Here is an 18784-nt window from a genome sequence, read left to right on the forward strand (position 1 = left end):
CTCCTCACCCGCCACACCGGGCCCGCCGGCATCGCCCTCTCCCGCCAGAACCTCCCCGTGTTCGCACGCGGAGAAGGCGACGCGACAGCAACCGAGCTCGCCTCCGCCGCCGGCGTCGTCAAGGGCGCCTACATCCTCGCCGACACCGACGACACCCCCGACGTCATCCTCATCGCGACCGGCTCCGAAGTGCAGCTCGCCCTCGCCGCCCGCGACCAGCTCGCCACCGACGGCATCGCCGCCCGCGTCGTCTCCGCCCCCAGCCTCGAATGGTTCGCCGAACAAGACGACACCTACCGCGAACACGTACTACCCGCCGCCGTCAAAGCCCGCGTATCCGTCGAGGCAGGCTCCGCCCTCAGCTGGCACGCGATCGTCGGCACCACCGGCCGCACCGTGGCGATCGACCACTTCGGCGCGTCGGCCGACTACAAGACCCTGTACGCGAAGTTCGGGTTCACCGCAGAGGCGGTCGTCGAGGCCGCCCGTCAGACCATCCAGGAGAACAACGCATGAGCACCCCCACCGAACAGCTCGCCTCCGCGGGCGTCAGCATCTGGCTCGACGACCTGTCGCGCGAGCGCATCGTGACCGGCAACCTCGCCGAGCTCATCCAGACGCGCACGGTCTCGGGCGTCACGACCAACCCGACGATCTTCGCGGGCGCCCTCTCGAAGGGTGAGGCGTACGCAGCTCAGGTCGCCGACCTCGCCGCGGCCGGGGCATCCGTCGATGAGGCCATCTTCCGCATCACGACCGACGACGTGCGCGACGCGACGGACATCTTCCGTCCGGTGTTCGACGCGACCGGCGGCGTCGACGGACGCGTCTCGATCGAGGTCTCCCCCGAGCTCGCCCACGACACCGAGGGCACCATCGCGCAGGCGAAGCAGCTCTGGGCGACCGTCGACCGCGCCAACGCGCTCATCAAGATCCCGGCGACCAAGGCGGGCCTCCCCGCCATCGCGGCCGTCATCGGCGCGGGCATCTCGGTCAACGTCACGCTCATCTTCAGCCTCGAGCGCTACGCCGAGGTCATCGACGCGTACCTGACCGGTCTCGCCGAGGCGAAGGCCGCCGGCATCGACATCTCGACGATCCACTCGGTCGCCTCGTTCTTCGTGTCGCGCGTCGACACCGAGGTCGACAAGCGTCTCAAGGCGATCGGCACCGACGAGGCCCTCGCGCTGGTCTCGAAGTCCGGTGTCGCGAACGCCCGACTCGCGTACGAGCTCTACGAGGGCGAGTTCGCCACGGCGCGCGCCACCGAGCTCGTCGCCGCCGGCGCCAACGTGCAGCGCCCCCTCTGGGCGTCGACCGGTGTCAAGGACCCGTCGCTCCCCGACACCCTGTACGTCACCGAGCTCGTGGCCGCCGGCACCGTGAACACGATGCCCGAGAAGACCCTCGAGGCGACCTTCGACCACGGAGTCGTGACGGGTGACACCATCACCTCGAACTACGCGGATGCGCACGCCGTCTTCGCCGACCTCGCGGCCGTGGGCGTCGACTTCGCGGACGCCACGCAGGTGCTCGAGGACGAGGGCGTCGAGAAGTTCATCATCTCCTGGCACGAGCTCCAGGAGACCGTGCGCACCGCCCTCGCGGAGTCCGCTCAGGTCGCACGGTGAGCTTCGACATCCGCCTGTCCGGCGAGGTCGAGAGGATCGTCGCCCAGACGCTCCCCGGTCTCGTCGAGAGCCTGGTCGCCTCGGGCATCACCGCCGGGGACCCCACACTGTGGGGCCCGGCGGCGGAGGATGAGGCATCCCGTCGCCTGGGCTGGGTGCAGGCGGTCTCGGTCTCGCGGCCGCTCGTCGCCGAGATCGAGGCGCTGCGCGCCGAGCTCGCCGAGCGCGGAGTGACCCGCATCGTGCTGGCCGGCATGGGCGGTTCCTCGCTCGCCCCCGAGGTGATCGCCGCGACCCTCGGGGCGCCGCTCGTGATCCTCGACTCGACCGCACCGGGTCAGGTGCTGGCGGCGATCGACGGGGACGCCGAGGCGGGCGGTCTCGCCCAGACGGCCCTCGTCGTCTCGTCGAAGTCCGGATCGACCGTCGAGACCGACTCGGCGCTGCGCGCGTTCGAGGCGGCCTTCGGTGACCTCGGCATCGACCCGGCCGAGCGGATCGTCGTCGTCACCGACCCGGGCTCCCCCCTGCACCAGAGTGCGGATGCCGCGGGCTACCGCGTGTTCGCGGCAGACCCCACGGTCGGCGGCCGGTACTCGGCGCTCACGGCGTTCGGACTGGTCCCCGCCGGCCTCGCCGGCATCGACCTGACCGAGCTGCTCGATGAGGCGGAGGCCACGCTGCTCGAGGTCGCGATCGACGATCCACGCAACCCGGCGCTCGTGCTGGCCGCGGCGATCGCCGCCGGCGAGGTGCGCCAGGACAAGCTCGGTCTGATCCCCGACGGCACCCATCTGCAGGGTCTGCCCGACTGGATCGAGCAGCTCGTCGCAGAATCGACCGGCAAGCAGGGCACGGGCATTCTCCCCGTCGTGCTGCTGCCCGTCTCCCCCGAGCTCGAGAGCCGTCCCGCCGACCTGCGCATCGTGCGCTTCGTCGACGAGGCCGACGGCGACCGCCTGTTCGAGCACCATCACGGGGAGATCCTCGTGAGCGGCTCGCTCGGTGCCCAGTTCATCGTCTGGGAGTATGCGACGGCGATCGCCGGTCGCATTCTCGGCATCAACCCGTTCGACCAGCCCGACGTCGAGGCCGCCAAGTCTGCCACGCGCGCGCTGCTGGACGGTGCGCCGGATGCCACGCCCGCACTGTTCACCGAGAACGGCATCGAGGTGCGCGCCACCGACCCGTCGCTCGCGGCCTCCGGCACGGTGGCGGGCACGCTCGACGCTCTGTGGCAGCGCCTCTCACCCGACGGCTACGTCGCCATCCAGGCGTACGTCGACCGACTCGCGTCGCCCCAGCTCGCGGGCCTGCGCGAACTGGTCGCCGCGGATTCCGCGCGCCCCACCACCTTCGGCTGGGGTCCGCGCTTCCTTCACTCGACCGGCCAGTTCCACAAGGGCGGTCCCGCTGTGGGCGTTTTCCTGCAGATCACCGAGTCGACCGACGTCGACGTGGAGATCCCCGGCCGCCCCTTCACCTTCGCCCAGCTCATCGCGGCGCAGGCGGCCGGAGACGCCGCCGTGCTCGCCGAGCACGGGCGTCCGGTCGTGACGCTCACGCTCACGGACGCGCAGGCCGACGTGCTCGCGCTGTTCGAAGCCGCGCAGTAGCGACATCCCTTTCTGTACCCGGAGGACCCCTCACGTGACCGTGACCATCTCGCGCGACCACAATCCGCTGCGCGACCCCGACGATCGTCGCCTCAACCGCATCGCGGGGCCCAGCGCCCTCGTGATCTTCGGCGTGACCGGCGATCTGTCCCGCAAGAAGCTCATGCCCGCCGTCTACGACCTCGCGAACCGCGGTCTACTTCCCCCGGGGTTCGGCCTCGTCGGGTTCGCTCGCCGCGACTGGGCGGACGAGGACTTCGCTCAGGTCGTCCATGACGCCGTGCGTCAATACGCCCGCACCGAGTTCCGCGATGAGACATGGCAGCAGCTGCTGCAGGGCATCCGGTTCGTGCAGGGCGAGTTCGACGACCTCGAGGCGTTCCACCGCCTGCGCGAGACCGTCGAGCAGCTCGACGTCGAGCGCGGCACGATGGGTAACCACGCCTACTACCTGTCGATCCCGCCGAAGAACTTCGCCGTGGTCGCGCAGAAGCTGAAGGCCTCCGGCCTCGTGGACGACACGGCCGATGCGCCCGACCGCTGGCGTCGCGTGGTCATCGAGAAGCCGTTCGGCCACGACCTCGAGTCGGCGCGCGAGCTCAACGAATCACTGCGCAGCGCGTTCCCCGCTGACTCGATCTTCCGCATTGACCACTACCTCGGCAAGGAGACGGTGCAGAACATCCTCGCGCTCCGTTTCGCCAACGAGCTGTACGAGCCGCTGTGGAACCGCAACTACGTCGACCACGTGCAGATCACCATGGCCGAGGACATCGGCGTCGGCGGACGCGCGGGCTACTACGACGGCATCGGCGCGGCACGCGACGTCATCCAGAACCACCTCCTGCAGCTCCTCGCCCTCACGGCGATGGAGGAGCCGATCACCTTCGACGCCGCGCAGCTGCGCGCCGAGAAGGAGAAGGTGCTGGCGGCGGTCACCCTGCCCGCCGACCTCGCGTCGGCGACGGCCCGCGGCCAGTACGGCGGCGGGTGGCAGGGCGGCGAGCGGGTGCTCGGTTTCCTCGAGGAAGACGGGATGAACCCCGAGTCCACGACGGAGACCTACGCCGCGATCAAGCTCGAGATCAACACGCGGCGTTGGGCCGGCGTGCCGTTCTACCTGCGCACCGGCAAGCGGCTCGGTCGCCGCGTCACCGAGATCGCGGTCGTCTTCAAGACCGCGCCCGAGCACCTGTTCAGTCGCAGCCAGACCTCCGGTCTCGGTCAGAACGCGCTCGTGATCCGCGTGCAGCCCGACGAGGGCGTCACCATCCGTTTCGGATCGAAGGTTCCGGGTGCCGGCACCCAGGTGCGCGACGTCACGATGGACTTCGGCTACGGCCACGCCTTCACCGAGGCGAGCCCCGAGGCCTATGAGCGCCTCATCCTCGACGTGCTCCTCGGCGACCCGCCGCTGTTCCCCCGTCACGAGGAGGTCGAGCTCAGCTGGAAGATCCTCGATCCGATCGAGCAGTTCTGGGCGGCCCAGGGCGGACCGCTCGAGCAGTACAGCCCCGGTTCATGGGGACCGCCGTCCGCCGACGAACTCCTCACCCGCGATGGACGCACCTGGAGGCGGCCGTGATCATCGATCTCCCCGAGACCACCGTCAGCAAGATCTCGCGGTCGCTCGTCGACGTGCGCGAGGAGGGCGGCGCTGTCGCGCTCGGCCGCGTGCTGACCCTCATCATCGTCTCCTCCGGCGGCGTCGCCGAAGAGGCGATCGAAGCCGCGAACGACGCGTCCCGCGAGCACCCGATGCGCGTCATCGTGCTGGTCGCGGAGCCGGACGCCGCCGAGCCCCGTCTCGACGCGCAGATCCGCGTGGGCGGCGACGCCGGTGCGAGCGAGGTCGTGCTGCTTCGCGCCTACGGGGCCGCGGCATCCAATGCGGAAAGCCTCGTGACCGGTCTGCTCCTGCCCGACGCCCCCGTCGTCGCATGGTGGCCGGGACGCACGCCCGGCGACCCGGCCTCGTCGGAGATCGGCAAGATCGCACAGCGTCGCATCACGGATGCCGCCTCCCAGGCGGACCCGGCGGCGGCCGTCGCCCGTCTCGGCGGCAGCTACTCCCCCGGCGACACCGACCTGTCCTGGACGCGACTGACGCGCTGGCGGGAACAGCTGGCCGCCGTGCTCGACCAGCCCCCGTTCGAGAACGTCACGGGCGTCGAGGTGCTCGGCGCCGCCGATTCGCCCTCGACGCCGCTGCTCGCAGCCTGGCTGCGACTCGCGCTCGACGTGGACGTCGCCTGGGCGTACCTGCCCGAGAGCGAGTGGGCGTCGGGTATTAAGTCGGTGCGACTGCGGCGGCCCGGCGGCGACATCCTGCTCGAGCGCCCCGAGTCCGCGGTGGCCACCCTCACGCAGCCCGATCAGCCCAGCCACGAGCTCGCGTTCCCCCGCCGCTCGCTGCGCGAGTGCCTGGCCGAGGAGCTCCGTCGCCTCGACGCGGACGTCCTGTATGGTCGAGTGGTCACTGAGGGGCTCGAACTGCTGAGCTCTCCCGCGTCTTAGGAGAAATCGTGGTCGATACCGCCGTCGACAAGCGCGTGGTCGTCCGCGCCACCCCGGCCGAGGTGGCCGCGGCCGTCGCCGAGCGTTTCGTCGCGCGGGTGGCTGCGCGCACGGAGAACCCCGGCAAGCTCGCCCACATCTCCCTGACAGGGGGATCGATGGGTCCGGCGGTCCTCGCGGCCGCCGCGCAGCTTCCGGCAGCGGCAACGGTCGACTGGAGCCGCGTGCATTTCTGGTGGTCGGACGAGCGATTCGTGCCCGCCGGCGATCCGGAGCGCAACGACACTCCGGTCTACCCGGTGTTCTTCGACGCCCTCGAAATCCCCCGCGAGAGCATCCACGCGATCGCGCCGAGCGACAGCGGGCTCGACCTGGATGAGGCATCCCGTGCCTACGCGGCGGAACTCGCTCGCTTCGCGGACCCCGCGGTCGGCGCCTGGCCGAGCTTCGACATCTGCTTCCTGGGCGTCGGACCCGACGGCCACGTGGCATCTCTGTTCCCCGATCGTCCCGAGATCCTCGTGACGGATACCGCCACCCTCCCGGTGCGCGACTCGCCCAAGCCACCGCCGCTGCGCGTCACGGTGACCCGTCCCGTGATCAACTCGTCGAAGCGGGTCTGGCTCGTCATGACCGGAAGCGAGAAGGCGTCCGCACTCGGCCTCGCCCTCGCGGGCGCGAGCTACGCGAGTGTCCCCGCCGCAGGCGCGAAGGGCCGCAAGCGCACCGTGTTCTTCGTCGATGAGGCCGCCGCCGCCAAGGTGCCTGCGCAGCTCATCGACCGCGAATACTGACGCTCAACGACGACGCCCCGCTCCCGGATCCGGGGCGGGGCGCCGTTCGTGAACGGATGCGGCCGAGTCAGGACTCGCCGCGGCGCTCGCGCAGCTGACGCAGCGCGTCATCGAGGATCTGCTCGGCCTCTTCGTCGGAGCGACGCTCCTTCACGTAGGCCAGGTGGGTCTTGTAGGGCTCGGTACGGGCCAGCTCCGGCGGGTTCGCCTTGTCGCGGCCGGCAGGAAGCCCCGAATGCGGCGAGTCGATCGTGTCGGGGATCTCCTCGGGGGCGATGCCCGCCGCGAAGTAGCGCACGGTCTCGTTGCCCAGCGCGTCCCAATACGACACCGCGACGCGCTCCGCGTGGTATCCGTGATCCTGCTCGCCCATCGGGCCCGCGCCGACGCGCGTACCCCGGATGGCGTTACCCCCAGCGGCCATGTTGTCCTACAGTCCCGAGTTGAACTTGGTGAGAAGGCCCAGTGCCACGATCGACACGAACCAGACGAGCGCCAGCACGACGGTGAAGCGGTTCAGGTTGCGCTCCGCCAGACCCGACGAACCGAGCGCCGAGCTCATGCCGCCGCCGAACATGTCGGACAGTCCGCCACCGCGGCCCTTGTGGAGCAGGATGAGGAGGGTCAGCAGCAGGCTCGTGATGCCGAGGAGCACCTGGAGCACGAACTCGAGGATCTGCACTTTCGAGACAACCTTTCCGAAGCGACCCGTCGGGACGCACAGACGTTCAGTATAACGGCGCGGTGACGCCCGCCAGGTGGCGGGCGTCACCGCACGTCGTCGGGGTCAGACCCCGACGTGCTTCTGGAAGCGGATGATCGCCGCGAACTCGTCGGCCACCAGGCTCGCACCGCCGACGAGAGCGCCGTCGACGTCGGGCTCACGCAGGAAGCTGGCGATGTTCGAGGACTTCACCGATCCGCCGTAGAGGATGCGCGTGCGCGCGGCCGCATCGGCCCCGAGCGCGTCGGCGATCACCGCACGCAGGGCGGCAGCGACCTCCTGCGCCTGCTCCGGCGTCGCCGCCTGGCCCGAGCCGATCGCCCAGACCGGCTCGTATGCGACGACGATGTCCGCGTCTGCGGACAGCCCCTCGAGTGCGATGCCGAGCTGCTTCACGGGAACGGCAGAGGCGCCGTACTCCTCGAGGTCGGCGGCCGTCTCGCCCACGCAGATCACCGGCACGAGACCGTGGCGCAGGGCCGCCCGGGTCTTGGCGGCCACGATGTCGTCGCCCTCGTGGTGGTACTCGCGGCGCTCGGAGTGACCGATGATCACGTACGAGACATCCAGCTTCGCGAGGAACTGGCCCGACACCTCACCGGTGTACGCACCGGAGTCGTGGGTGGAGATGTCCTGCGCGCCGAGCGCGAACGGGATCTTGTCGGCGTCGATGAGGGTCTGCACGGGGCGCAGATCCGTGAACGGCGGGAAGAGCGCGACCTCGACCGAACCCGACTCGTGCTTCGCGTCGCGCAGCGTCCAGTGGAGCTTCTGCACGAGTGCGACCGCCTGCAGGTGGTCGAGGTTCATCTTCCAGTTGCCCGCGATGAACGGGGTACGGGTCACTGCGCCCATCCGAGCACCTCCAGTCCGGGGAGTTTCTTGCCCTCGAGGAACTCGAGGCTGGCGCCGCCGCCGGTCGAGATGTGACCGAACGCGTCGTCGGAGAAGCCGAGCTGGCGCACGGCAGCGGCGGAGTCGCCACCGCCGACGACACTGAGGCCGTCGACCTCGGTGAGCGCCTGCGCGACGGCCTTCGTGCCGGCCGCGAACGGGGCGAGCTCGAAGACGCCCATCGGGCCGTTCCAGAACACGGTGCGGCTCGACCGGATGAGCTCCGCGAACTGCTCCGCCGTCTTAGGACCGATGTCGAGACCGAGCCCCGAGGCCCCGAACGGGGTGTCCTCGAGAGCGTCGGCCGCGGCGACCACATGGTCGGCGTCGCCCGAGAAGGATGCCGCGACCACCGCGTCCACCGGGAGGACGAGCTCGACGCCCAGCTCCTGGGCGCGGGCGATGTAGCCCTTGACCGTCTCGATCTGGTCCTTCTCCAGCAGGCTCGAGCCCACCGGGTGTCCGAGCGCGACGAGGAAGGTGAACAGCATGCCGCCGCCCACGAGCACGCGGTCGACGCGCGGCAGCAGGTGGTCGATGACGCCCAGCTTGTCGCTGACCTTCGAGCCACCGAGCACGACGGTGTAGGGCCGCTCCGGGTTCTCGGTCAGGCGATCGAGAACCTCGACCTCCTTCTCGATCAGGAAGCCCGCCGCGGACGGCAGCAGCTCGGCGAGGTCATAGACGCTCGCCTGCTTGCGGTGCACGACACCGAAGCCGTCGGAGACGAGCACGTCGCCGAGCGCCGCGAGCTGCTCGGCGAACGCACGACGGGTCGCGTCATCCTTCGCCGTCTCACCGGCGTTGAACCGCAGGTTCTCGAGCACCGCGACGTCACCGTCCGCGAGAGCGGCGACCGCTTCGGCCGCCGACTCCCCCACCGTGTCCTGCGCGAACGCGACCGGCGCTCCCAGCAGTTCGGAGAGACGCTGAGCGACGGGCTGCAGGCTGTAGGCGGGGTCGGGGGCGCCGTCGGGACGTCCCAAGTGGGAGACGACGACGACGCGAGCGCCCTGATCGATCAGGGCGTTGAGGGTCGGCAGCGTGGCCCGCACACGGCCATCGTCCGTGATGACCCCGTCCCGCAGGGGGACATTGAGGTCAGCACGGACGATGACGCGCTTGCCGGCCAGCGAACCCAGCGATGCGAGGGTGCGCAGGGCCATGACGATTACAGACGCTCGGCGACGTACTCGGTCAGGTCGACGAGGCGGTTCGAGTAGCCCCACTCGTTGTCGTACCAGGACGACACCTTGACCAGGTTGCCCGAGACGTTCGTGAGACCGGCGTCGAACACCGACGAGTGCGGGTCCTGCTGGATGTCGCTGGAGACGATCGGGTCGACGTTGTACTTCAGGATGCCGGCGAGGCGACCCTCGGCCGCCGCCGCCTCGTAGGCGGCGTTGATGGCCTCCTTGGTGAGGCCCTCGGTCGGGGTGATGATCGTCAGGTCGACGATCGAGCCGGTGGGAACCGGCACGCGGTAGGACGAGCCGCTCAGCTTGCCGTTGAGCTCGGGCAGCACGAGGCCGATGGCCTTGGCGGCGCCGGTCGAGGCCGGAACGATGTTGATCGCCGCGGCGCGGGCGCGGTGCAGGTCGCCGTGCGGGCCGTCCTGCAGGTTCTGGTCCGCGGTGTAGGCGTGAGCGGTCATCATGAAGCCGCGCTCGATGCCGAAGTTGTCGTTGAAGACCTTCGCGAGGGGGGCGAGGCAGTTCGTGGTGCACGACGCGTTCGAGATGATGTGCATCGTCTCGGGGTCGTAGAGGTCCTCGTTCACGCCGATGACGAACGTGCCGTCCTCGCCGGTGGCCGGAGCCGAGATGAGCACCTTCTTGGCGCCGCCCTGGATGTGCTTGCGGGCGTCGTCGGCCTTGGTGAAGCGGCCGGTCGACTCGATGACGATCTCCGCGCCGACCTCGCCCCACGGGAGGTTGGCGGGGTCGCGCTCGGCGAACACCTTGATGGCGGTGCCGTTCACGATGACGGAGTCCTCGGTGTACGAGACCTCGGCGTCGAGGCGTCCGCCCACCGAGTCGTACTTGAGCAGGTGGGCGAGGGTCTTGGTGTCGGTGAGGTCGTTCACCGCCACGATGTCGAGGTCCGCACCCTGCGCGAGAGCCGCGCGAAGGTAGTTGCGTCCGATACGGCCGAAGCCGTTGATGCCGATCTTGACAGACACGGTGTCTCCCGTTTTCTCGTCGCGCTGACGCGCATGTTTCCATCCGCGATCGGGTCGCGGAACGGGGTCGGCCCTGGGCGCCGATCCCATGGGAAGAGGATGCCGGAGCCCCCGCCAGAGCGAGGGCTCCGAGGCATCCTCACCTGGTCACGACACTACCAGCAGACCCGCAGTCTTCTCACGGGCGGTGGTGAAGCGCTGCTGCACGTCGGCCCAGTTGGCGATGTTCCAGAACGCCTTCACGTAGTCGGCGCGCACGTTCTTGTAGTCGAGGTAGTACGCGTGCTCCCAGACGTCGAGGAGGAGCAGCGGCACGGTGCCGGCGGCGAACTGCGCCTGCTGGTCGAAGAACTGCTGGATGATCAGGTTCTGACCGATCGAGTCCCAGAACAGACCCGCCCAGCCCGAGCCCTGCACGCCGAGGGCGGCCGCTGAGAAGTGCGCCTGGAACTTGTCGAACGAACCGAAGTGGTCGGTGATGGCCGACTCGAGCTCGCCGGTGGGCTTGTCGCCCCCGTCCGGTGACAGGTTGGTCCAGAAGATCGAGTGGTTGGTGTGTCCGCCGAGGTTGAACGCGAGGTCCTTCTCGAGCTTGTTGACGTAGGCGAAGTCGCCCTTGTCACGCGCTTCGGCGAGCTGCTCGAGGGCGGTGTTGGCTCCCGTGACGTACGCCTGGTGGTGCTTGTCGTGGTGCAGCTGCATGATCGTCGCGCTGATGTGCGGCTCGAGTGCTGCGTAGTCGTAGGGGAGGTCGGGCAGGGAGTACGTTGCCATGTTCTCTTCTTCCGAATCGGCGCCGGCCGTGTCCTCGGCGCGGCGAGGGTGACGAGTTCATCCTATTGAGGGGCAACGACGCCGCACGTCGGGTTGATTCCCGGGATGACGCGGTGTAACCGTACGCGTGCGGCTCGCGGGGCGCCTCGCGCCCCGGTCGGTCACTCGATGGCGTCGGCGGGCACCGCCGCTTCGGTGCCCGGGACGCCGAGCTGCTCGGCCTTCTTGTCGGCCATCGCGAGCAGGCGGCGGATGCGACCGGCGACGGCGTCCTTCGTGAGCGGCGGGTCGGCGTGGTGGCCGAGCTCGTCGAGGCTCGCGTCCCGATGCGCGAGGCGAAGATCGCCGGCGGAGCGCAGATGCTCGGGCACGTCGTCGCCGAGGAGTTCCAGCGCGCGCTCCACACGCGCGCACGCGGCGACCGCGGCCTGCGCCGAACGGCGCAGATTCGCGTCGTCGAAGTTAACGAGTCGGTTCACGTCGGCGCGCACCTCACGGCGCTGCCGCAGCTGCTCCCACTCCGACGCCGCCTTGCGCGCGCCCATCTCGAAGAGCGCGAGTCGGATCGCGTCGCCCTCGCGGACGACCACGCGGTGCACGCCGCGCACCTCTCGCGCCTTGGACGCGATGCCGATGCGGGCGCCGGCTCCGACGAGCGCCATGGCCGCCTCGGACGACGGGCAGGCGATCTCGAGAGATGCGGACCGACCGGGGTCGGTAAGAGTGCCGGTCGCGAGGAACGCGCCCCGCCACACCGCGGCGAGGTCACCGCGGCTGCCGGTCGTCAGCTTGTTGGGAAGCCCGCGCACGGGACGTCGACGTTGGTCCAGGAGCCCGGTCTGGCGTGCGAGTGTCTCCCCCTGATCGATGACCCGCACGGCCACGGCGATCCCGGTGCGCCCACCCGACGCCTGCACGTGCGCCAGCTCGGGCCGCACGCCGTAGATCTCGGCGAGTTCGCGGGCGACGCGGCGCGCGAGGCGTTCGGAATCGACCTCGGCCTCCACCGCGACCCGGCCGGCGATGGAGTGCAGTCCCCCCGCGAACCGCAGCAGTGCGGTGAGCTCCGCGACCCTCGCCGTCGGGCGGGGGTCACGCAGCGAGACGAGTTCGGACTTCACATCGACCGTCAGCGGCACGGCACTCCTTCTGGGCTCGAGAACGACGTTCCAGCCTACTCGCGACCGAGGTCGCGGTGCGCCACGCGTGTCGTCACGCCCGGGACGTCGTCGAGGCGCTGGGCGATCTCGCGAGCCATGACGACCGAGCGGTGCTTTCCCCCGGTGCATCCGATCGCCACCGTCGAATGCCTTTTGTTCTCGCGCTGGTACCCCTCGAGCACGGGGCGCAATGCTGCCGTGTAGGCGTCGAGGAACTCGCGTGCACCGGGCTGGGAGAGCACGTAGTCCCGCACCGACTCGTCCTCCCCGGTGAGGGAGCGGAGGTCCTCGACCCAGAACGGGTTGGGCAGAAAGCGCATGTCGGCGACGAGGTCGGCATCGGCCGGGAGCCCGTACTTGAAGCCGAAGCTCATCACCGTCACGGAGTGCCGCGCCGCACCGGACTCGGCGAAGAGGTCGGCGATCTTCGTCGTGAGCTGATGCACGTTCGAGTGCGAGGTGTCGACCACGAGGTCGGCGCTCTCCCTCACCCGGGACAGGCGCGCGCGCTCGCGACGGATTCCGTCGACCAGCGTGCCGTCCCCCTGCAGCGGATGCGGGCGACGCACGGCCTCGAACCGGCGTACGAGCACATCGTCCGACGCATCCAGGAACATGACGCGCAGGTGGCGGGCATCACGCAGCGATCGCGTGACCTCGGGCAGGCGCTCGAAGAGGTCGCGCCCGCGCACATCGAGCACGACGGCAACCCGCGGAACCGCCTCCTGAGCGAGCTCGGACAGCTCGAGCATCGGCTTGATCATCTGGGGCGGGAGGTTGTCGACGACATACCACCCGAGATCCTCGAGCGCGTTGGCGACGGTCGAGCGCCCCGCACCGGACATCCCGGTCACGACCAGCACTTCGCCGGTCACACCCGGTGCCGTCTGGTCCATCCGCGCCTCCCCGTCGTCTCCACCCTATCGAGCGATGAGGCGGGAATGGACGGCCGCGGCGAGCTTCGGCCCGATGCCGGGCAGGTGTGCGATCTCCTCGGGGCTCGCGCCGCGGAGAGCGGTGACCGAGCCGAAGTGTCGCAGCAGCGCCTTGATGCGCGCGTCGCCGAGGCCGGGCACTTCGGCGAGCACCGTGGTGATGTCACGCTTGCGGCGCTTTCGCTGGTGGGTGATCGCGAACCGGTGGGCCTCGTCGCGCAGGCGCTGCACGAGGTAGAGAGCCTCCGATGTACGGGGCAGGATGACCGGGTACTCCTCTCCGGGCAGCCACACCTCTTCGAGGCGCTTGGCGATGCCGCAGAGAGCGATCTCGCTGTGGCCGCTGTCCCGAAGGGCCCGTTCCGCCGCCGCGACCTGAGGTCTGCCGCCGTCGACGATGAGCAGCTGGGGACGGTAGGCGAATCGGGGCTTCTGCCGCGTCACGACGACATCCTCGCCCTGGTCGGTCGCCTCGGGCACGGATTCGTCGGGAGCGTCGTCGACGTGCGCGAGCCGGCGAGTGAGCACCTGGTAGATGGAGTCGGTGTCGTCGGATGTCTCGGCGATGCCGAACGAGCGGTACTGGTCTTTGCGCGGCAAGCCGTCCTCGAACACGACCATGGATGCGACGACGTTGGTGCCGGACAGGTGGGAGACGTCGAAGCACTCGATCCGCAACGGCGCCTCAGCGAGTCCGAGCGCCTCCTGCAGATCGGTGAGCGCCTGTGTGCGTGCGACGTAGTCGCTCGAGCGCCGGGTCTTGTGGAGCAGCAGCGCCTGTTGGGCGTTGATCGTCGCCGTGCGCATGAGGTCGGCCTTCGGGCCGCGCTGCGCGATGCCGACGGTCACGTTCTTCCCGCGCCGCTCGCGCAGCCACGCCTCGAGGTCGGCGGCGTCGTCGGGCAACTGCGGCACGAGCACCTGGCGCGGGATGTCCGCGGCATCCGCGCCGCCGTAGGTGCGCTGCAGCACCTGGTCGACGAGCTCGGCGCCCGCGATGTCGAGTTCTTTCTCGATGGTCGTCGCGCGCACCCCGCGTACACGACCGCCGCGGATCACGAAGTGCTGCACCGCCGCCGCGAGCTCGTCCTCGGCGATGCCGAACAGATCGGCGTCGGTGTCGTCGCTGAGCACGAGCGCGCTCTTGCCGAGCACCGCCTCGACCGCGCTGAGGCGGTCACGGTAGACGGCGGCCGACTCGTAGTCCATGGCTGCCGCGGCCTCGCGCATGCGCGCGGTGAGCTGGCGGGTGACCCGCTGATCACCACCGGCCATGAAGGCGACGAAGTCGTCGACGATCGCACGGTGCTCCTCGATGCTCACCCGCATCGAGCACGGGCCGCCGCAGCGCCCGATCTGCCCGGGGAAGCACGGGCGACCCGTCGCCATGGCCTTCTTGTAGGAGGCATCCGAGCACGTGCGGATCGGGAAGACCTTGATCATGAGGTCGATGACCTCGTGCACCGCCCACACCTTGGGGTAGGGACCGAAGTACTTTGCACCGCGGATCTTGCGGTTGCGGGTGACGATCACCCGCGGCGCCTCGTCGGCGAGGGTGATGGCCATGTAGGGGTAGGACTTGTCGTCCTTGTAGCGCACGTTGAAGGGCGGCGTGAACTCCTGAATCCACATGTACTCGAGCTGCAGGGCCTCGACGTCGCTGGAGACGACGGTCCATTCGACGCTCGCCGCCGTGGTGACCATGCGCCGCGTGCGCTCGTGCATGGTGTGCAGCGGCGCGAAGTAGTTCGACAGGCGCGCGCGCAGGTTCTTCGCCTTGCCGACGTACAGGATGCGCCCCTGGGCGTCGCGGAACCGGTAGACGCCCGGGGTCGTCGGGATCTCGCCCTGCTTCGGGCGATAGGGCAGATCGGATGCCACGTCAGCTCGCCTTGCGCTCCGCGTCCTGTTCGAGGATCTCGGCGAGGAAGGCGCCGGTGTGGCTGCCCTCGGCGCGCGCGACCTGCTCCGGCGTGCCCGTGGCAATGATCTGGCCGCCGCCGGAGCCACCCTCGGGTCCGAGGTCGATGATCCAGTCCGAGGACTTGATGACGTCGAGGTTGTGCTCGATGACGATGACGGTGTTGCCCTTGTCCACGAGGCCGCCGAGCACCTCGAGCAGTCGGCGGACGTCCTCGAAGTGCAGGCCGGTCGTCGGCTCGTCGAGCACGTAGATGCTGCGACCGTTGCTGCGTCGCTGCAACTCGGTCGCCAGTTTCACGCGCTGCGCCTCGCCGCCCGAGAGCGTCGTCGCGGACTGGCCGAGCCGAACATAGCCCAGGCCCACGTCGACGAGGGTGCGCAGGTAGCGATGGATCGCCTGGATCGGCTCGAAGAAGTCGGCCGCCTCGGCGATCGGCATCTCCAGCACCTCGGCGATGTTGCGCCCCTTGTAGTGCACGCTCAGCGTGTCGCGGTTGTAGCGCTTGCCGTGGCAGACCTCGCAGTCGACGTAGACGTCGGGCAGGAAGTTCATCTCGATCTTGATCGTGCCGTCACCGGAGCACGCCTCGCAGCGCCCGCCCTTGACGTTGAACGAGAAGCGTCCCGGCTGGTAGCCGCGGGCCTTCGCCTCGGGGGTCTCGCTGAAGAGCGTGCGGATGCGGTCGAACACCCCGGTGTAGGTCGCAGGGTTCGAGCGCGGAGTGCGGCCGATGGGCGCCTGATCGACGTGCACGACCTTGTCGAGGTTGTCGAGCCCGGTCACCCGTGTGTGCTTGCCCGGGACCGTGCGCGCGCCGTTGAGCTTCTGGGCGAGCACCTCGTACAGGATGTCGTTCACGAGCGACGACTTGCCCGACCCGCTCACGCCGGTGACGGCCGTGAGCACCCCGAGCGGGAAGTCGGCCGTCACATTGCGCAGGTTGTTCTCCCGCGCCCCGACCACGCTGAGCATGCGCTTCTTGTCGATCTTGCGGCGCTTCTCGGGCGTCGGGATCGCCCGGCGGCCGGAGAGGTAGTCGCCGGTGAGGGATGCCTCCTCGCCCAGGAGTTGCGCAAGCGGACCCGAGTGCACGACATGCCCGCCGTCGACGCCGGCGCGGGGACCGATGTCGACGATCCAGTCGGCGGCGTGGATGGTCTCCTTGTCATGCTCGACGACGATGAGCGTGTTGCCGAGGCTCTTGAGGGTGAGGAGCGTCTCGATCAGACGCCGGTTGTCGCGCTGGTGAAGACCGATCGACGGCTCGTCGAGGACGTAGAGCACACCGGTCAGCCCCGACCCGATCTGGGTCGCGAGCCGGATGCGCTGCGCCTCGCCGCCCGAGAGGGAGCCGGCCGAACGGCTGAGGTTGAGGTAGGTGAGCCCGACCTGGATGAGGAAGTCGAGTCGAGCACGGATCTCGCGCAGCACCGCGGCCGCGATCTTCGCCTCGCGGTCGGTGAGCTCGAGGTCGGCGAAGAACGCCTGCGCGTCGGAGAGGCTGAGCCGGGATGCGTCGGCGATCGAGCTGCCGTGGACGAGCACGGCGAGCACCTCGGGCTTGAGACGGTCGCCGTTGCAGACCGGGCACGGCACCTCCCGCAGGAACTCCGACCACCGCTGTCGCTGCGTGTCGGACTCCGCCTGCACGTACTGGCGCTCGATGTAGGGCGCGACGCCCTCGAAGCCGGACGAGTAGCGCATCTCCCGGCCGTAGCGGTTGCGGAACTTGACGGTCACCTTGTAGTTCTCACCGCGCAGCACCGCCTCTCGCACGTCGGGCGTCAGCTTCTTCCACGGGGTGTCGAGTGAGAAGCCGAGGTCGTCGGCGAGCCCCTCGAGCAGTCGCTCGTAGTACTGGAACAGCCCCTTGCCCTGCGTCGTCCACGGGATGATGACACCCTCGCGGATCGAGAGCTCCTCGTCGCCGAGCATGAGCTCGGGGTCGACGGACATGCGGGTGCCGAGGCCGGAGCACGCCGGGCAGGCACCGAACGGGGCGTTGAACGAGAAGGTTCGCGGCTCGATCTCGGTGAGCTGCAGGGGGTGGCCGTTCGGACAGGCGAGCTTCTCAGAGAAGGACTGCCACGCGGCATCCCCCTCTTCGTCGACGAAGTTGATCTGCACGACGCCGCCGGCGAGCCCGAGGGCCGTCTCGACCGAGTCGGTGACCCGGCTGAGGATGTCGGGCGAGGCGACGAGGCGGTCGACGACGACGGCGATGTCGTGCTTGTAGCTCTTCTTCAGCGTCGGCGGCTCGGAGAGCTGCACCAGATCGCCGTCGACGACCGCGCGCGCGTAGCCCTTGGCGGAGAGCTCTTTGAAGAGGTCGACGAACTCCCCCTTCTTCTGGGTCACGACCGGAGCGACGATCTGATAGCGGGTGCGCTCGGGCAGTTCCATCAGCTGGTCGGCGATCTGCTGCACGGTCTGGCGTTGGATCTGCTCGCCGCACTCGGGGCAGTGAGGGACCCCGATACGCGCCCAGAGCAGACGCATGTAGTCGTGGATCTCCGTGATCGTGCCGACGGTCGAGCGCGGGTTGCGGTTCGTCGACTTCTGATCGATCGAGACAGCGGGACTCAGGCCCTCGATGAAATCGACGTCGGGTCGGTCGACCTGACCGAGGAACTGCCGGGCGTAGGCGCTCAGCGACTCGACGTAGCGACGCTGACCCTCGGCGAAGATCGTGTCGAACGCGAGGCTCGACTTGCCGGAGCCCGAGAGCCCGGTGAAGACCACGAGCGCGTCGCGCGGGATGTCGAGGTCGACGTTCTTGAGGTTGTGCACGCGGGCGCCGCGCACCGTGAGCGTGGAGGTGTGGGGGCCGAGGTTGGACACGGGGACGATGGGCACCCGTCAAGTGTAGGAGCGACCTCCGACACCGGCTCCGCGCGGATCACGCGGTGGGCTTGGCCCCGGCGAACCGGGCGAGCGCGTCGCGGAGGGCGACCGCCTCATCGACCGTGAGCCCGGTGCGTGCGAGCACCTGCGCGGGCACCTCGAGGGCCTGTGCACGAAGGGCGCGCCCGGTGTCCGTCACCGCGATGTCGAGCGTGCGCTCGTCACCCGGACGCCGCGTGCGGACGAGAAGCCCCTGCGCCTCGAGTCGCTTGACCAGGGGGGACACCGTCGCCGGTTCGAGCGCGAGCGCGGCGGCGAGCTCGCCGAGGGAGCGCGGATCGCGCTCCCACAGCGCGAGCATGACGAGGTACTGGGGGTGGGTCAGCCCGAGCGGCTCGAGCACCGGACGGTACGCCTGCACGATGTTGCGGGCGGCTGTGACGGCGGCGAAGCACAGCTGGTTCTCCAGCGCGAGGATGTCGGTGGTGGTCACTCTCTCCGCGTTCCTTAGTACACTAACTCTTATGCCACGAAAGAAAAGGCGCCCCCCGCTGCGCGACCGTGTGAACGCCGCGGGCGGATGGTACGCCTTCGTGAACGCCGCGCTCGTCCGCGCCGCCGGACCGGCCGCCGTCGGACCCTACACCGACGACGAGCCGCCCGCCCGCGACATCCAGCCCTGCCCGCTGTGCCGCCAGCCGATGCGCGATCATCGCATCGACCGCAACGGACCCAAACCGCTGCTGCGCTGCCCCTGATCGCGGCCGAGCAGGGCGGACGCGACCGGGA

Annotated in this window: 18 protein-coding genes; 7 read left to right on the forward strand and 11 right to left on the reverse strand. The window is 69.6% G+C overall.

The genetic code is table 11. From position 1 onward, the window contains the following. From BGO15_RS13880 to pgl, 6 genes are all read left to right on the forward strand, one after another. Positions 1-516 (forward strand): transketolase-like TK C-terminal-containing protein (locus BGO15_RS13880; RefSeq protein ID WP_286748432.1); only part of this gene is annotated, 516 nt, incomplete at its 5' end. Continuing rightward, entirely contained in the window at positions 513-1631 is a 1119-nt protein-coding gene (gene tal, locus BGO15_RS13885) for a transaldolase (RefSeq protein WP_056520013.1), read from the forward strand. The genes BGO15_RS13880 and tal, both read left to right, overlap by 4 nt. Then, complete coding sequence (locus BGO15_RS13890; RefSeq protein WP_056209873.1) at positions 1628-3247, forward strand: phosphoglucose isomerase-related protein; 1620 nt, start codon at positions 1628-1630, stop codon at positions 3245-3247. The genes tal and BGO15_RS13890 overlap by 4 nt, the downstream gene beginning before the upstream one ends. A 34-nt stretch (positions 3248-3281) precedes the next feature. After that, the gene (gene zwf / locus BGO15_RS13895; protein WP_045246556.1) at positions 3282-4832 is read left to right on the forward strand and encodes a glucose-6-phosphate dehydrogenase; all 1551 of its coding nucleotides are present in this window, start codon (positions 3282-3284) and stop codon (positions 4830-4832) included. Further along, positions 4829-5764 carry a glucose-6-phosphate dehydrogenase assembly protein OpcA gene (locus BGO15_RS13900; protein WP_045246554.1) on the forward strand — a complete coding sequence of 312 codons (936 nt, stop codon included), beginning with the start codon at positions 4829-4831 and terminating at the stop codon, positions 5762-5764. The genes zwf and BGO15_RS13900 overlap by 4 nt, the downstream gene beginning before the upstream one ends. Before the next feature lie 8 nt (positions 5765-5772). Next, on the forward strand, positions 5773-6558 hold the full coding sequence (gene pgl, locus BGO15_RS13905; protein ID WP_082486424.1) for a 6-phosphogluconolactonase: 786 nt from the start codon (positions 5773-5775) through the stop codon (positions 6556-6558). Between the two features lie 67 nt (positions 6559-6625). Here the strand turns inward: pgl and BGO15_RS13910 are convergent, their stop codons facing one another. From BGO15_RS13910 to BGO15_RS13960, 11 genes are all read right to left on the reverse strand, one after another. Beyond that, on the reverse strand, positions 6626-6982 hold the full coding sequence (locus tag BGO15_RS13910) for an RNA polymerase-binding protein RbpA (protein WP_045246550.1): 357 nt from the start codon (positions 6980-6982) through the stop codon (positions 6626-6628). A gap of 6 nt (positions 6983-6988) precedes the next feature. Further along, positions 6989-7240, reverse strand: coding sequence for a preprotein translocase subunit SecG (gene secG / locus BGO15_RS13915; protein ID WP_045246548.1), 252 nt, complete (start codon positions 7238-7240; stop codon positions 6989-6991). A 105-nt stretch (positions 7241-7345) separates the two neighbouring features. Then, positions 7346-8137, reverse strand: coding sequence for a triose-phosphate isomerase (gene tpiA / locus BGO15_RS13920; RefSeq protein WP_056209875.1), 792 nt, complete (start codon positions 8135-8137; stop codon positions 7346-7348). After that, positions 8125-9342, reverse strand: a complete 1218-nt coding sequence (locus BGO15_RS13925) for a phosphoglycerate kinase (protein WP_056209877.1) — start codon at positions 9340-9342, stop codon at positions 8125-8127. The genes tpiA and BGO15_RS13925 overlap by 13 nt, the downstream gene beginning before the upstream one ends. A 5-nt stretch (positions 9343-9347) precedes the next feature. After that, on the reverse strand, positions 9348-10358 hold the full coding sequence (gene gap, locus BGO15_RS13930) for a type I glyceraldehyde-3-phosphate dehydrogenase (protein ID WP_045246543.1): 1011 nt from the start codon (positions 10356-10358) through the stop codon (positions 9348-9350). Positions 10359-10505: 147 nt separating this feature from the next. Then, a complete protein-coding gene (locus BGO15_RS13935; protein WP_045246541.1) occupies positions 10506-11132 on the reverse strand; it encodes a superoxide dismutase in 627 nt (208 codons plus the stop codon). Positions 11133-11293: 161 nt separating this feature from the next. Beyond that, positions 11294-12271: a DNA-binding protein WhiA gene (whiA, locus tag BGO15_RS13940; RefSeq protein ID WP_045246539.1), complete on the reverse strand. Its 978-nt coding sequence runs from the start codon at positions 12269-12271 to the stop codon at positions 11294-11296. A 35-nt stretch (positions 12272-12306) separates the two neighbouring features. Then, positions 12307-13188: an RNase adapter RapZ gene (gene rapZ / locus BGO15_RS13945; protein WP_045246537.1), complete on the reverse strand. Its 882-nt coding sequence runs from the start codon at positions 13186-13188 to the stop codon at positions 12307-12309. Between the two features lie 24 nt (positions 13189-13212). Then, complete coding sequence (gene uvrC / locus BGO15_RS13950) at positions 13213-15108, reverse strand: excinuclease ABC subunit UvrC (RefSeq protein WP_056520019.1); 1896 nt, start codon at positions 15106-15108, stop codon at positions 13213-13215. 1 nt (position 15109) lies between these two features. Further along, positions 15110-18007, reverse strand: a complete 2898-nt coding sequence (gene uvrA / locus BGO15_RS13955; RefSeq protein WP_056520022.1) for an excinuclease ABC subunit UvrA — start codon at positions 18005-18007, stop codon at positions 15110-15112. Between the two features lie 43 nt (positions 18008-18050). After that, positions 18051-18488 (reverse strand): MarR family winged helix-turn-helix transcriptional regulator, encoded by a 438-nt coding sequence (locus tag BGO15_RS13960; RefSeq protein WP_056209879.1) that lies wholly within the window; start codon positions 18486-18488, stop codon positions 18051-18053. A gap of 31 nt (positions 18489-18519) precedes the next feature. Between BGO15_RS13960 and BGO15_RS13965 the strand changes: the two genes are divergently transcribed. Then, a complete protein-coding gene (locus BGO15_RS13965; RefSeq protein WP_045246529.1) occupies positions 18520-18753 on the forward strand; it encodes a hypothetical protein in 234 nt (77 codons plus the stop codon). Positions 18754-18784 lie beyond the last annotated feature (31 nt).

It is taken from the genome of Microbacterium sp. 71-23 (assembly GCF_001897265.1).
Taxonomy (GTDB): domain Bacteria; phylum Actinomycetota; class Actinomycetes; order Actinomycetales; family Microbacteriaceae; genus Microbacterium; species Microbacterium ginsengisoli.

What these genes read in the sequence shown, in the direction of transcription:
- rapZ (WP_045246537.1), bottom strand. Translation starts at nt 13,188, where the DNA reads ATGGACCAGACGGCACCGGGTGTGACCGGCGAAGTGCTGGTCGTGACC.
- BGO15_RS13925 (WP_056209877.1), bottom strand. Translation starts at nt 9,342, where the DNA reads ATGGCCCTGCGCACCCTCGCATCGCTGGGTTCGCTGGCCGGCAAGCGC.
- BGO15_RS13935 (WP_045246541.1), bottom strand. Translation starts at nt 11,132, where the DNA reads ATGGCAACGTACTCCCTGCCCGACCTCCCCTACGACTACGCAGCACTC.
- BGO15_RS13910 (WP_045246550.1), bottom strand. Translation starts at nt 6,982, where the DNA reads ATGGCCGCTGGGGGTAACGCCATCCGGGGTACGCGCGTCGGCGCGGGC.
- tpiA (WP_056209875.1), bottom strand. Translation starts at nt 8,137, where the DNA reads ATGGGCGCAGTGACCCGTACCCCGTTCATCGCGGGCAACTGGAAGATG.
- BGO15_RS13965 (WP_045246529.1), top strand. Translation starts at nt 18,520, where the DNA reads ATGCCACGAAAGAAAAGGCGCCCCCCGCTGCGCGACCGTGTGAACGCC.
- tal (WP_056520013.1), top strand. Translation starts at nt 513, where the DNA reads ATGAGCACCCCCACCGAACAGCTCGCCTCCGCGGGCGTCAGCATCTGG.